The organism is Microbacterium sp. (assembly GCF_031988965.1).
In the GTDB taxonomy this organism is placed as follows: domain Bacteria; phylum Actinomycetota; class Actinomycetes; order Actinomycetales; family Microbacteriaceae; genus Microbacterium.
Genome location: NZ_DALZXX010000045.1, coordinates 6,886 through 20,002, shown reverse-complemented (window position 1 = coordinate 20,002; position 13,117 = coordinate 6,886). Strand labels below are relative to the sequence as shown.

Here is a 13,117-nt window from a genome sequence, read left to right as displayed (position 1 = left end):
GCCGTCGCCACCGCCGGCCACGGCACGCCGTCCGGGCGCACCAGGGCGAGGGACAGGAGCGCCGCACGCTCGGCGGATTCGGGGACTGCGGATGCCGAGAGCGAGGCCGCATGCAGAGCGATTGCCTCGCTGCGGGTCAGTGTCGGAAGCACCCGGGCGAGGGATCCCGCGTCGAGCAGGGCCTCGGCGGCATCGAAGAAGTCCTGCCACCCGGCGTCGGCGCGCACGGTGCGCGCCGTGAACAGCGTGGCGAGCTCGGCATCGCTCGCCGCGGCCAGCCGTTCGGCGAGGGGGCGAGCGTGCGTCGTCATGCCGATGGCCTCAGGATCGCGAGGCGCGACCCTTGCGCACGAAGCTCATCGAGAGCAGCACGATGATCATCACGAACGCCGCGGGGAGTCCCCAGTAGGGGACCGCGGCCACGATCGGCCAGACTCCCGAGCCGAAGTCCTGCTGCTGCATGCCGACGGCCGTGCCGATGATGATCGCGAAGAAGCAGAGGATCGAGGCCGCGGCGAGGCCCAGTGCCGTGAACGCCAGAATGCGGTCGACTCGGCGCACGGGGACATCCGGTTTAGGACTCTGCATGCTCATCCGTCTCAGCCTAGTCGCTGCGGGGCATGACGGTTCCGCGGGCGGCCTCGGCTTCGGCACGCGCCGACCGGTAGGCTGAGGGCAGGCGCATCTGCGCGCCCTCCAGCTCCACACCGACTCAGCGAGGTTTCTCCCATGCCCACCGGCAAGGTCAGGTTCTACGACGAAGACAAGGGTTTCGGCTTCATCGCCACCGATGACGGTCAGGATGTCTTCCTGCACGCGTCGGCGATGCCCGCCGGGACGGCTGTGAAGGCCGGAGCTCGGGTGGAGTTCGGCGTCGCCGACGGAAAGCGCGGGCTGCAGGCGCTCTCGGTGCGCGTGCTCGAAGCCCCGCCGAGTCTGGCGAAGGCCAAGCGCAAGCCGGCCGACGACATGGCGATCATCGTCGAGGACCTCGTGAAGCTGCTCGACGGCATCGGCGGCGACCTGCGCCGCGGCCGCTACCCCTCGTCCTCGCACGGCCGCAAGATCGCGGCCGTCCTGCGCAAGGTCGCTGATGACCTCGAAGCCTGACGTCGATCAGCGTCTCGTCGACGCTCATGATCTCGCGCTCGCGGCGCTGCACGAGATCACTCCGGCGTCGACCGTCGGTCCCGCGGCCGGCTACCTCCCCGAGGACGACGGTTCGGTGTCGCTGCGGTTCGAGAACCGCCTGCCCGGATACCCCGGCTGGTACTGGACCGTGACCGTTGCGCGCGTCGACGAGGAGGATCCCACGGTCCTCGAGATCGAACTCCTCCCCGGCGACGGAGCGCTGCTGGCGCCCGAGTGGGTGCCATGGGCCGAGCGTCTCGCCGAGTACCGTGCGCACCAGGTGGAGCTGGCCGAGCAGGCCGCTGCCGCGGCTGAAGCCGACCCCGACGCGGATGACGCGGACGGACTCGAGGACGACGAGCTCGACGACATCGACGAGGACGAGGACGACCTCGATGACGATGATGATGACGACGCGGACGATGATGACGACGACCTCGACGACGACGATCTGACGGCGGAGCCGCGCGTGCTGCATGCCGGTGATCTCGACGGCGTCGACATCGACGAACTCGACGATTCCGCCACCGCGGACGACGTTTCGGACGAGGACGACGACTCCGATGAGGACGACGACTCCGACGAGGACGACTCCGACGACGACTCCGACGAGGACGACGACTCCGACGACGAGGAATGACCTTCCGCTCGGGCACGCCGGTGCGACGAGCATGAGAAAGGGGGCCGCGTGATGATCACGCGGCCCCCTTTCTGCATCCTGCCCGAAGGTCAGTCGCCCTGGTTCTCGAGCACGTAGTCGAGGGCGCGGGTCAGCTGGCGCACGTCGTCCGGCTCTATCGAGACGAACGTCGCGACGCGCAGCTGGTTGCGGCCCAGCTTGCGGTAGGGCTCGGTGTCGACGATGCCGTTGGCGCGGAGGGTCTTGGCGATCGCCGCCGCATCGACGGTGTCGTCGAAGTCGATCGTGACGACGACGGGGGAACGGTGCGCGGCATCCGCGACGAACGGCGTGGCGACCGCCGAGGCTGCAGCCCAGTCGTAGAGCACACCCGACGACTCGGCCGTGCGGGCACCGGCCCACGCGAGACCGCCGTTGTCGTTGATCCAGCGCAGCTGACTGTCGAGCAGGTGCAGGGTCGTCAGGGCCGGAGTGTTCAGTGTCTGGTTGAGCCGCGAGTTGTCGACGGCGTTCTTCAGGCTCAGGAACTCGGGGATGTACCGGTCGGATGCCGCGATGCGCTCGATGCGGTCGACCGCGGCGGGGGAGACGGCGGCGAACCACAGTCCTCCGTCGGATCCGAGGTTCTTCTGCGGTGCGAAGTAGTAGACGTCGGCCTGGGTGGCGTCGAAGTCGATGCCACCCGCTGCGCTGGTCGCGTCGATCACCGTCAGTGCACCCTCGGCGGCCACGCGCTCGACGGGCGCGGCGACTCCGGTGGAGGTCTCGTTGTGCGGCCAGGCGTAGACGTCGACACCCTCGACGACCTCCGCCGCGGTGCGCGAGCCGGGCTCGGACTTGCGCACGTCGGGAGCCTCGAGCCACGGGGCGGCGGCCGCGGCGGCGAACTTGCCCCCGAACTCGCCGAAGACGAGGTTCTGACTGCGGCGCTCGATCAGGCCGAAGGCCGCAGCATCCCAGAACGCCGTCGATCCGCCGTTGCCGACGATGATCTCGTAGCCCTCGGGGAGGCGGAACAGTGCGGCGAGCTGCTCGCGCACGCTGCCGACGAGGTTCTTCACCGGCGCCTGGCGGTGCGAGGTGCCGAGCAGGGTGGGCCCTGCGGCGAGCAGCGCATCGAGCTGCTCGGGGCGCACCTTCGAGGGACCGCATCCGAAGCGGCCGTCAACGGGCAGGAGGTCACGGGGAATCTCGATCGCCATGGGTCGAGTCTAAGCCGTGCCGATGTCCCCTCCACACCGCATGACGCCTGATGTCCGCGGGGGAATGTAGGCTTGCCTAACGAGACTCGGAGGGCCGCATGACGGACTTGATCGACACCACGGAGATGTATCTCCGCACCATCCTCGAACTCGAGGAGGAGAACATCGTCCCGCTGCGCGCACGCATCTCCGAGCGCCTCGGTCACTCGGGCCCCACGGTCTCGCAGACCGTCGGCCGGATGGAGCGCGATGGGCTCGTCGTCGTCTCGGAAGACCGCACGCTCGAGCTGACCGACGCCGGCCGTCGCAAGGCCGTCGACGTGATGCGCAAGCACCGTCTCGCCGAGCGCCTGCTCTCCGACGTGATCGGTCTCGACTGGGCCTACGTGCATGAAGAGGCGTGCCGGTGGGAGCACGTGATGAGCGAGCAGGTCGAGCGTCGTCTCGTCGAGCTCCTCGGGCACCCCACCGAGTCTCCCTACGGCAACCCGATCCCCGGCCTCGACCAGCTGGGCGACACCCCAGCGCGCACCTTCGACGAAGGCGTGATCGGTCTCGTGCAGAAGCTCAACGCCGCGGGCGCCCCGGTCGAAGGCACGGTCCGTCGTCTCGCGGAGCCCGCCCAGGTCGACCCCGAGCTGCTCGAGCAGCTTCGCGATGCCGGCGTCGTGCCGGGCGCGAAGGGCGACTATCGCTTCAATGAGGGCTACGTCCTCATCCAGATGGAAGGCAAGGACGACGGGCTCGAGCTGCCCGTCGAGCTCGCCTCGCACATCTTCCTCGTAGGCGAACCGGCCTGATCCCGGCAGAAATCCCGCGTGATTCCGCCTCTGCGGGGATTGCCAGTTTCACAGGGTGACAGTTTCGTTATCTTCCGGTAACCTCGGACAGGTCGTCGCGAAAGCCCACTGACGATACCCGAGAGGATCGCCTTCCAGGCTCGTCGTCTTCTCGGTAAGAACGCACAAAGTACCCGAGCTACATTCGTGCCACGAGAGCAGAGTGCCGACGAGTCAGCGCTACCCGAGCGTGCAGGCGCAGGAGGATTACGTTTTGGTCAAAGACATCGAATCACCCGCGAAGACATCTGAAGATCGAGCAGTCGCCCGCACCACCCGTGCCGCGGCCAGCGCACGCAAGGCCGTGAAGCCTCTGCGATCGATCGCCATCTTCGGGGCAGTCGGTGCTCTGGTCGCCGCGGTCGCTCTGCCGGCGTACGCGTCCTCCAAGCCGAGCGAGGCGGCAGCCACGACGCTTCAGCAGCTGGCAGCCGACGACTCGCAGTCGCTCGTGGTCGCGTCCGCAGCCACGGCCGCCACTCTCGATCGAGGCACGTTCACCGCGACCACTCCCGACGAGATCGCCAAGAAGAAGGCGGAAGAAGCCGCGGCGGCTCGAGCTGCTGCAGCCGCATCCGCGGCGGCTGCGTCTCTGGCGTCGTCGGGCGGCGGCAACTTCAACACCGGGAACTACGCGCTCGTCTCGCCCGGATCGGGCGAGGTCCGCTACCCGCTGCCTCAGGGCTCGTACAACGTCAGCCGCACCGTGGGCGGCGCTCACCAGGGCGCCGACATGCTCGCTCCCGCCGGCACCCCGATCTACGCGGCGGCCGCCGGCGTGGTCCGTGCCTCAGCAGAGAGCATTGGCGGATACGGCGTCTGCGTCATGCTCGACAGCGTCGTGGGCGGTCAGCGCGTGCAGACCACCTATGGCCACATGATCTACGGTTCGCGTCAGGTGCAGGCCGGCGAGACGGTCGCCGCCGGGCAGCTGATCGGCTTCGTCGGCAGCACGGGGCGGTCGACCGCGAACCACCTGCACTTCGAGGTCTGGGTGAACGGCGGACTCATGGAGCCGATCGCCTGGCTCGGTGCCAACGCGGGCTGAGGTCTCCCTCTCCGCGTGCACACCTCTCGCGGACACTCCCTCGCGGGCGATCTCTCGGACACGCCTTCGGCTGTTCATCCGCAGTTTGGCCCTCGCGCCCCGCTCATGGGTTAGCCTGAACGCGTTGTCGTAACAGGCGGGAGAAGCTGATGGAACGAATACCGAGCATCCGAACCATGGATGCCCTCGGTCGTCACGTCCTTCAGCATCGTCCGCAGGGACTCCACGGTTCTGCCGTGCGTAGAAGGCGCTGTCTGTAGACAGCGCCTTTTTTCGTCCCTGCGAGCGCTCACGTCCTGCGCGGCGCGTGTGAGTCGAGAGTGCCGGGAAGCCGTCCCGGCGGATCGAGAGGATGACGATGCGCACACTGGTACTGAACGCGGGATACGAGCCTCTGGCGATCGTGTCGTTCAAGAGAGCCCTGGTCCTGGTCATGAACGACAAGGCCACGGTCATCGAACGTGTCGAGGACGATCCCGTCTGGGGGAGCCACGGCGTGTATGACAGACCGGCGGTCATCATCCTGTCGCGCTACGTGCGCATCCCCGTGAGCAGACGTGTTCCCGTCACCCGGCGCGGTGTTCTGCGGCGCGACGATCATCGCTGCGGGTACTGCGGCAAGGCCGCCTCGACCATCGACCATGTGCTGCCTCGTTCGCGCGGGGGAGCGGACTCGTGGGAGAACCTCGTGGCCTGCTGCCTGCGCTGCAACAACGTGAAGAGCGACCGCACCCCTCAGGAGATGCGATGGGCGCTGCGCTTCACGCCTCGTCCACCGCATGGCACCGCCTGGACGGTGCGGGGGAGCGAACGCAGCGACCCCCGGTGGGAGCCGTACCTCGCTCTGGCAGCGTGAGACGGGGACGAGGGTGCCTCTAGAATGGAACCCACGCCCCCGTAGCTCAGCAGGATAGAGCAGCCCTCTCCTAAAGGGCAGGTCGCTGGTTCGAATCCAGTCGAGGGCACTCCATCAGACGCGGCCGCATCGTCAGTCGCGACCGCGACGCCACAGCTTCGACGGCCACCAGATCACGCGACCCAGGTCGTACGCGAGCGCCGGCACGAGCAGCGAGCGCACGACGAACGTGTCGAGCAGCACGCCGAACGCGACGATGAAGGCCAGCTGGACGAGGAACAGGATCGGGATCACCGACAGTGCGGCGAACGTCGCCGCGAGCACGAGTCCTGCCGAGGTGATCACTCCGCCGGTGATGGAGAGCCCGCGCAGCACGCCCTCGCGGGTGCCGTGCTCGAGAGACTCCTCGCGCACTCTGGTCATCAGGAAGATGTTGTAGTCGATGCCGAGCGCCACGAGGAAGACGAAGCCGTACAGCGGCACGGCGGGATCGGCCCCGGGGAAGTCGAACACCCCGTTGAAGACGAGTGCCGAGACGCCCATCGCGGTGCCGAACGACAGGACGGTCGTCGCGATCAGCAGCACGGGCGCGAGGATCGAGCGCAGCAGCAGCATCAGGATCAGCATGATCACCACCAGGATCACCGGGATGATGAGGTTGCGGTCGTGGATCGACGCATCGTTCGTGTCGATCGCCGTCGCGGTGACCCCGCCGACGACGGCATCGATGTCGTCGAGCTCCGCGCGGAGGTCACGGACGGTCTGCGCTGCGGCGTCGGAGTCCGCGGCATCGGTGAGTGTTCCCTGCAGCAGGACCTCACCGTCGACGACGGTGGGCTCGGGGGCCGGAGTGCCGGGAGGGCCGAATGCCGAGATGCCGTCTGCGGTCACCGGGGCCGAGCCGCTGGGCGAATCGGATGCTGTCACGGCGACGCCGTCGATGCCGTCGTCTGCGAGAAGCACATCGGCGGCATCCTGCAACCGGTCCTCCTGCACGACGACGTACACCGGGCTTCCGGATCCGCCGGGGAAGTGCTCACCGAGCGCGACCTGGCCGTCGCGGGCCTCGGACGCGCCGAGCACGAGGTCGGACTGCGGCACGCCCGAGGCGTTGAGCTGCAGCACTCCCGACGCTCCGGCGATCAGCACGAGCGTGGTGACGATCCAGATCACCCGCGGACGCCTGGTGATGAGGCCGGCGAGACGCGCCCAGAGCCCGGTCGTGCGCATGCCGTGCTCCTCGGCCACGACCTCGGGCTCGAACTTCGGGCGGCGCGGCCAGAACACGGCGCGTCCGAAGAGCAGAAGCAGAGCGGGGAGCAGCGTCAGCGCGGCGAGCATGGCGAAGACGATGCCGATCGCAGCGACCGGTCCGAGCGTGCTGTTCGACTTCAGGTCGCTGAGCAGCAGGCACAGCAGACCGGCGATGACCGTGCCGCCCGAGGCCACGATCGGTTCGAACGAGCCCTTCCAGGCGGCGAGCACGGCGGTTCCCTTGTCGCGCGCGACGCGGAGCTCCTCTCGGAACCGCGCGACGAAGAGCAGGGCGTAGTCGGTGGCGGCTCCGATCACCAGGATGAAGAGGATGCCCTGGGTCTGCCCGCTGAGCAGGAGCACCTCGAACTTCGCGAGCCACCACACGACGAGCAGTGCGACGCAGAGCGCGAAGAGGCTCGTCGACAGCACCACGAGGGGCAGCAGGAACGATCGGTACACGAGCACGAGGATGATCAGCACGGCGAGAAGGGCCACACCGAGCAGGAGCCCGTCGATGCCCGCGAATCCGGCCACGAGGTCGGCACTGAATCCGGCGGGGCCGGTGATGTACACGGTGACCCCGTCGGGCGCCGCATCGCGCAGTTCGTCGCCCAGCGCGGCGACGGCGTCGGCGAGCTCGGCGTCGCCGTCGATCGGGATGAAGGCCTGCACGGCCTGACCGTCGTCGGAGGTGAGCGCGGGCGAGACGTCGTCGCTCACGCCCTCGACCGAGGGCGCATCGGCCACGGCATCCGTGATGGTCTGGATGTCGCTCTCCGACAGCTCGCCGTCGGCGACGAACACCGCGATGGCGGGGATCGTGTCGCTGTCGCGGAACTCGCCGAGGAGCTTCTGCACCTGCGTCGCGTCGGCCGATTCGGGCAGATAGCTGGTCTGGTCGTTCGAGGAGACCTCGTCGATCTTGCCGAACAGCGGTCCGCCGAGACCTGCGCCGACCAGCCACACGAGGATCAGGGCGACCGGAAGGAACACACGCACCCACGAGTGTCGACGGGTGCGCTCACGGGTCGGCGGGGTCGACGGGGTCGACGAGCGGTCAGGGCGGGACATCGGGTTCCTCTCGGGAGGGGGATCAGGAGGGGGAAGCGGGCGCTCGGGCCGGAGGAGTCAGGAGACCCAGGCGAGGATCAGGATCATCGTGGCGAGGAAGCCCGCGAAGTAGTTGAGCGCGATGAAGCGGCGCCACGCCCGGTTCGTGTCCGCCGACGTCTCGTCGGTGACGTTCCAGAACGGCGCGGCATTCACGAGGTATGGCAGCGCGAGGACGGCGCCGAGGGGGGCCGGCCACGATGTGAACAGCATCGCGATGCCTGCCGCGGCCCACAGCACGATCGCGAGGCGCACCGTCGCGCGAGCACCGATCGCCGTGGCGATCGAGCCGATGCCGCCTTCGCGGTCGGGGCCGATGTCCTGCACCGCGCCGAAGGCGTGTGCGGCCATCCCCCAGAGGAAGAAGGCGACCAGCACGATCACCGCGGTGGGTGTGACCGTTCCACCGGCGAGAGTCAGCCCCACGATCGCGGGCGTCACGAAGTGCAGGCTCGACGTGGTCGAGTCGAGGAACGGCCGCTCCTTGAAACGGAGTCCCGGAGCCGAGTAGGCGATCACCGCGAACACGCTGATCGCGAGCCAGAGCCAGGACGCGGGATTGCCGACGACGACGAGGTAGACGAGGAACGGGACGTTCGTCACGACCGCCGACCACAGGGTCGCTCGGTGGATGCGCGGTGAGAGCAGCGCTCCCTCGATACCGCCCTTGCGGGGGTTGGCGAGGTCGGAGGCGTAGTCGAACACGTCGTTGATGCCGTACATCGCGAGGTTGTAGGGGACGAGGAAGTACAGGGCCCCGAGGATCAGGGTGAGATCGATCTCGCGCGTGGCGAGCAGATAGGCCGCGGCGAAGGGGAACGCGGTGTTGATCCAGCTGATGGGGCGTGAGGAGAGCACGATCTGCGCGAGGTCGCTCCGCGCCGTCGTCTTCGATGCGTTCATGCGCGATCCTCCTCGCCGGTGCTGCCGATCCGGGACCGTCGACGGGCCCGCAACGCCGCCCATACCGCGGGCAGCATGATCGCGCCCGCGATCGGATAGGCGAAGTCCTCGAGCGGCGCCAGGCCGATGTGGATGCCGAGCAGGTGTCCGGGCGAGTAGTGGAAGAGCCCGGTCGCGATCATCAGCGTGTCGAACACCGCGGTGAGGACGACCAGCACGGCGACGGTGATGCCGATGCCGGCCAGGCTCGCGCGGCGTCGTCCGGCGACAAGCGAGGCGATGACCGCGATGACGACAGCGGCTCCGAGGAACCAGGCCGAGAGCTCGACGTAGGTCATGCCGCCTTCTCGGTTCCTCGGCGCAGTCGCAGCCGTGCGAGGATGCGCGTGGCTCCGGTGTACACGACCATGGTGCAGACGACCAGGAACAGCAGGAAGATCGGCTCTTCGATCGGCAGTTCCGGAGCGAGCAGGATGCCTGTCGCGACGAGAGCCTCTCCCCGGAAGAAGATTCCGCCGGCGATTCCCGCGATGTCCCAGAGCAGGAAGAACGCCAGGCCGATGACGGTCACGACGGATGCCGAGAGGGCATCCCGCCAGAAGAACAGGCGGAAGCGCCAGTCGAGCAGGAGCATGCAGCCGAGAGTGGCGAGGAGGATCGCCAGGTATACGACCCCCATCATGAGACCTGAGTGGGGGTGGTGATCGTGGACTCGGCGACCGGCCCGCTCGAGTGGTCGCCGCGGATGCGCTTCAGCACGATCTCGGCGCTGATGAGGCACATCGGCACCCCGACCCCCGGCGCGGTCGTGCCGCCCGCGTAGTAGAGCCCCTCGACGCGGCGCGACGCGTTCTGCGCCCGGAACATCGCGCTCTGCGACAGGATGTGCGCGGGACCGAGCATCCCTCCACGCCACGAGTTGTAGTCGTCGCGGAAGTCGGCGGGGCCCTTGGTCTCGCGCACCACGATCCGCTCGCGAAGGTCGTCTATGCCCGCCCACCGCGAGATGAGGTCGATCGCGGCGTCCGCAGCCGCCTCGATGGCCGGAGAGCCGGTGCCGTCCGAACCGCCGCCGCCCAGATCGGTGTCGGCAGGGATCGGAACGAGCACGAAGAGGTTCTCGTGATCGGGCGGAGCGACGGTCTCATCGGTCGCGCTCGGGCGGCACACGTAGGTGGATGCCGGGGAGGGGATCTCCGGGCGGTCGCCGAAGATGGCGTCGAAGTTGGCATCCCAGTCGTCGGAGAAGAACAGGGAGTGGTGCGGCAGCTCGGGGAGCGCACCGCGCACGCCGAGCATGACCAGCACGGCCCCGGGGCCGCTCGTGCGGCGCTCCCACCAGCTCTCCGGGTAGGTGCGCAGCTCGGGCGGCAGCAGACGGGTCTCGGTGTGATGCAGGTCGGCGCCGGAGACGACGATGTCGGCATCCTCACGGTGCAGGATGCCGTCGGCATCCCGCCATTCGATGCCGGATGCGACACGGCCACCGCGGGAGTCGCGCGTGCGGATCGCCGTCACGTCAGCCTCGGTGACGATCGTGACTCCCGCTGTGCGAGCGAGATCCGCGATCCGCTCGACGACGCGCCAGAAGCCGCCCTGGGGGTAGCTGACGCCCTCGTCGAGGTCGAGCGCGCTCATCAGGTGGTACATCGCCGGAGCGCTGCGCGGATCGGTGCCGAGGAAAACGGCGGGGTAGCCGAGGATCTGTCGCAGCACCGGATCGCGGAAGCGTTGGGCGGCGAAGGACTGCAGGCGTGTGCCCAGCAGTGAGAGGAGGCGGGGGAGTGCGCGCAGCACCTCGGGACTCGTCAGCGTGCGAAGGCGCGTGAACGGGTTGTACAGGAAGTACTTCTCGGCCATCGTGCGCGCCTCGTGCGCGGAATCGAGGTAGGCGTCGAGAGCTCGGGTCGATCCCGGCTCGCGCGATTCGAACAGCTCGGTCACTGCTGCCCGACCGCTGGGTACCGTGACGGCCGCGGGCGGAGTCCCATCCGCTCGAGGCTCCCGGAAGACCCGATATCCCGGGTCGAGGAGCGTGAGGTCGAGCTGTTCCGCGGTCGTCGTGCCCATCATCGTGAAGAAGTGGTCGAAGACCTCGGGCATCAGGTACCACGACGGACCGGAGTCGAAGCGGAACCCGTCGCGTTCGATGGTTCCGGCTCGTCCGCCGACGCGGGCGTTCTTCTCATACACGGTCACATCGTGTCCGTCTCGGGCGAGCAGACCGGCCACGGCGAGGCCGGCGACACCTGCCCCGATCACGGCGACGCGGCTCATCGGTCGCGCTCCACGGCGGTGATGGCGACGGCGCGCGCGGCGAGCAGAGCCTTGAGCGGATCGGGAACCCGCACCCGTCGTCGGTACAGCTCGCTCGCGGGAGTCCGCGCCACCCGGCGGTTCAGCGCCTCGAAGAGGGCGAGTGCGCTGCGCACCGCGGCGCGCGCATCTTTCGGGAGCAGGGGGATCGAGACCCGCGCGTCGTCGAGCTGCGCGTCGATCCTGCGCACCCACTCGTCGCGATCCGCGTCGCTGATCCGACCCGATTCGGCCAGGTAGCCGCGCTGCAGGCGGTCGGTGTCGTCTGCGAGATCACGCAGGAAGTTCACGTTCTGGAAGGCGGCGCCCAACTGTCGGGCGCCGTGCACGAGCGTGGCGTGCTCGTCATCGGTGCGGATCGCTCCGCGCAGGAACACACGCAGGCACATGAGTCCCACCACCTCCGCCGAGCCGTACACGTACCGCTCGTGCGCCTGGGCATCGAACGCGGTGAAGTCGGTGGCGCTCGTGATGTCGGCGCTCATCGAATCGAAGAACGGCTGCGTGAGGTCTTCGCCGATGCCGCATTCGCGGGCTGTGCGGGCGAACGCGTGCAACACGAGGTCGGTGCTGTACCCCGTGCGCATGGAGCGATGCGTCTCGGCGACGTAGGACGCGAGCGCCTCCGTCTGCGCCGAGACGTCGAGACCCGCCTGCGCCGCGACGCCGTCGACGATCTCGTCGGCGATCCGCACCATCGCGTAGATGTTGCGGACGTGCTGACGGTGACGCTCGCCGAGCAGTCGCGTCGCCAGACCGAACGATGTCGAGTACGTGCGGATGACGTCGGTCGACGCCGTGTCGGCGGCGCGGCTGAAGCGGCCGAGGCTGTCGCCTCCGGCCTGCGCGGCAGCGGCGCTCACGACTGCCGTCCGTCGAGGCGGTCGGTGACCGCGCTGATGGTGCGGGCGGCGTCCGCGCTGATCTCGCCGCTGCTCTCGGCGTCGGCCAGCAGCGTGCTGACGGCCTCGCGCTGGTCGGCGATGAGGGCGGTGACGAAGCTCTCCGCACCGCAGTCGCGGAGCGCGTCGCGGATCTCGGTCGCCTCGTGCATCGTGAGGTCGGCCGAGCCGAAGGTGCGCTCGATGCGCGGCCATGCCGAGGTCGACCGGGCATAGGCGATGATCGCGGTCTCTTTTCCCTCGCGCAGGTCTGAGAAGGCATCCTTGCCATGCATCCTGTGGTCTCCGAACACGCACAGCAGGTCGTCCTGCAGCTGATAGGCCAGTCCGAGGTGGCGGCCCACCAGATGCAGCGTGTCTTCGGCGGCGCACGACGAGCCGGCCAGCATCGCACCGGCGCGCAACGGGAGTGAGAAGGAGTAGGTGGCCGTCTTGTACACGCTCATGTTGAGCACCGTGTGCAGGTCGGGTGCCACGATCCCGTGACTCAGGGCGACGTCGGTGTGCTCCCCGGCCACGGTCTCGAGGATCGTCTGCTCCACGAGGTCGAGAAGCCGAGTGCGCGTCTCGTGCGGAAGATCGACGCGGGCGAACCCCATCACGGAGGCCGTCAGCAGAAGGTCTCCCATGAGGATCGCGCTGGAGCGGGCCCAGTGCAGAGAGGCCTCTTCGGTCGCACCCGGGTTTCCCGACGCGAGAGCGCCGATCAGATTCGGGCGCTTGCGACGAGTCAGGTCGCCGTCGATCACGTCGTCGTGCAGCAGGAAGGCATAGTGCAGCAGCTCGATGTGCGTCGCGACGTCGATCGCCGCCGTCGTCTGGTCGACGCCCGATTCGGGGGACAGTGCGCGGTGGATGTCGAGCAGCAGTCGGGGGCGCACGAGCTTGCCGCCGAGCGCGTGATCGGCGGCGG

General features: G+C 68.6%; 14 protein-coding genes, 1 tRNA gene and 1 pseudogene. 6 read left to right on the top strand and 10 right to left on the bottom strand.

What is annotated here, in order from left to right:
• A pseudogene (locus RTM68_RS09825) lies at nucleotides 1-311 on the bottom strand (hypothetical protein); the annotation flags it as partial.
• 10 nt (nucleotides 312-321) lie between these two features.
• Entirely contained in the window at nucleotides 322-594 is a 273-nt protein-coding gene (locus tag RTM68_RS09820; RefSeq protein ID WP_312170442.1) for a multidrug ABC transporter ATPase, read from the bottom strand.
• A 135-nt stretch (nucleotides 595-729) separates the two neighbouring features.
• Here RTM68_RS09820 and RTM68_RS09815 point away from each other — a divergent pair, with 135 nt between their 5' ends.
• On the top strand, nucleotides 730-1,110 hold the full coding sequence (locus RTM68_RS09815) for a cold-shock protein (RefSeq protein ID WP_194763692.1): 381 nt from the start codon (nucleotides 730-732) through the stop codon (nucleotides 1,108-1,110).
• Entirely contained in the window at nucleotides 1,094-1,771 is a 678-nt protein-coding gene (locus tag RTM68_RS09810) for a DUF3027 domain-containing protein (protein ID WP_312170440.1), read from the top strand. Before RTM68_RS09815 ends, RTM68_RS09810 begins: the two co-directional genes overlap by 17 nt.
• An 89-nt stretch (nucleotides 1,772-1,860) precedes the next feature.
• Here RTM68_RS09810 and serC read toward each other — a convergent pair whose 3' ends face one another.
• A complete protein-coding gene (gene serC / locus RTM68_RS09805) occupies nucleotides 1,861-2,973 on the bottom strand; it encodes a phosphoserine transaminase (protein ID WP_312170438.1) in 1,113 nt (370 codons plus the stop codon).
• 98 nt (nucleotides 2,974-3,071) lie between these two features.
• Here serC and RTM68_RS09800 point away from each other — a divergent pair, with 98 nt between their 5' ends.
• The 4 genes from RTM68_RS09800 (at nucleotide 3,072) to RTM68_RS09785 (ending at nucleotide 5,825) form a co-directional block, all read left to right on the top strand.
• Entirely contained in the window at nucleotides 3,072-3,773 is a 702-nt protein-coding gene (locus RTM68_RS09800; protein ID WP_312170436.1) for a metal-dependent transcriptional regulator, read from the top strand.
• Nucleotides 3,774-4,026: 253 nt separating this feature from the next.
• Entirely contained in the window at nucleotides 4,027-4,860 is an 834-nt protein-coding gene (locus RTM68_RS09795) for a M23 family metallopeptidase (protein WP_194763688.1), read from the top strand.
• 358 nt (nucleotides 4,861-5,218) lie between these two features.
• On the top strand, nucleotides 5,219-5,716 hold the full coding sequence (locus RTM68_RS09790; protein WP_194763687.1) for an HNH endonuclease: 498 nt from the start codon (nucleotides 5,219-5,221) through the stop codon (nucleotides 5,714-5,716).
• A gap of 35 nt (nucleotides 5,717-5,751) precedes the next feature.
• Nucleotides 5,752-5,825, top strand: a tRNA-Arg gene (locus RTM68_RS09785).
• Between the two features lie 23 nt (nucleotides 5,826-5,848).
• Here RTM68_RS09785 and RTM68_RS09780 read toward each other — a convergent pair.
• The 7 genes from RTM68_RS09780 to RTM68_RS09750 all read right to left on the bottom strand — a co-directional run.
• Entirely contained in the window at nucleotides 5,849-8,044 is a 2,196-nt protein-coding gene (locus RTM68_RS09780) for an MMPL family transporter (protein WP_312170433.1), read from the bottom strand.
• A gap of 57 nt (nucleotides 8,045-8,101) precedes the next feature.
• A complete protein-coding gene (locus RTM68_RS09775) occupies nucleotides 8,102-8,986 on the bottom strand; it encodes a prenyltransferase (RefSeq protein ID WP_312170432.1) in 885 nt (294 codons plus the stop codon).
• Entirely contained in the window at nucleotides 8,983-9,324 is a 342-nt protein-coding gene (locus tag RTM68_RS09770; RefSeq protein WP_312170430.1) for a lycopene cyclase domain-containing protein, read from the bottom strand. Before RTM68_RS09770 ends, RTM68_RS09775 begins: the two co-directional genes overlap by 4 nt.
• A complete protein-coding gene (locus RTM68_RS09765; RefSeq protein WP_312170428.1) occupies nucleotides 9,321-9,665 on the bottom strand; it encodes a lycopene cyclase domain-containing protein in 345 nt (114 codons plus the stop codon). Before RTM68_RS09765 ends, RTM68_RS09770 begins: the two co-directional genes overlap by 4 nt.
• Complete coding sequence (gene crtI, locus RTM68_RS09760; protein ID WP_312170426.1) at nucleotides 9,665-11,263, bottom strand: phytoene desaturase family protein; 1,599 nt, start codon at nucleotides 11,261-11,263, stop codon at nucleotides 9,665-9,667. Before crtI ends, RTM68_RS09765 begins: the two co-directional genes overlap by 1 nt.
• Complete coding sequence (locus RTM68_RS09755; protein WP_312170424.1) at nucleotides 11,260-12,165, bottom strand: squalene/phytoene synthase family protein; 906 nt, start codon at nucleotides 12,163-12,165, stop codon at nucleotides 11,260-11,262. The genes crtI and RTM68_RS09755 overlap by 4 nt, the downstream gene beginning before the upstream one ends.
• Nucleotides 12,162-13,117: polyprenyl synthetase family protein (locus tag RTM68_RS09750; RefSeq protein WP_312170422.1), on the bottom strand; the 956-nt coding region annotated here is incomplete at its 5' end. The genes RTM68_RS09750 and RTM68_RS09755, both read right to left, overlap by 4 nt.